1 pseudogene is annotated in these 622 nt (G+C 63.0%); it reads right to left on the bottom strand.

The annotated features are described in order from the left end of the window. Window positions 1-622: pseudogene (locus HU811_RS27115) on the bottom strand (RHS repeat protein); the annotation flags it as partial.

Below are 622 nucleotides of genomic sequence, written 5' to 3'. Positions count from 1 at the left end.
TCGGTTTCGCCGATCAGGTTGCCGGCCTCGTCATAGCTGTATTCATAGCGCCCGCCCTGTGGGTCGGTGGCGCTGAGCAGTTGGCGTTCGTCGTTCCACTCGAACAGCCAGGTCTGGCCGAGGTTGTCGGTGTACTGGGTGATCTGGTGCTGGCGGTTCCACTGCCGAATGCTGACGCGCTGCAAACCGTCGGTGATGCGGGTTACGCCGGCCTTGAGGTCATAGTCGAACTGATAGGTGTCGCCCTCGTCGGTCCAGTGCCGAACCACGCGCCATTCCTGATCTTCGACCAGAGCCCATTCGTAGAAGCAGCGCAGCCCGGTGGGCAGTTGGTGTTCCACCATTCGCTGGCCGGCGTCGTAGTTGAAACGCCGTTGCACCTGGCCGGTGGCGTCGCGCACTTCGCTCAGGTTGTTCGCCGTGTCGTAGGCGTAACTGACCAGCACTTCGCGCTGCTGGTCGGGGTAGAGGCGTTCTATCCGGGTGACGCGTTCGCGCTCGCGGATCAGCTCCACTTGCACCAGGTCGAAGGTGTCGCGCAGGCGTATCAGCCGTCCGGCGTCGTCGTAGTCGAGGAAGATGCGGTTGTCGTTGCGGTCACCGAGTTGGCTCAGGCGCAGCA

Source organism: Pseudomonas tehranensis, from assembly GCF_014268615.1.
GTDB classification, from domain to species: domain Bacteria; phylum Pseudomonadota; class Gammaproteobacteria; order Pseudomonadales; family Pseudomonadaceae; genus Aquipseudomonas; species Aquipseudomonas tehranensis.
Note: the sequence above shows the minus strand (reverse complement) of the source record. Positions and strands in the feature narration are given on the sequence as shown.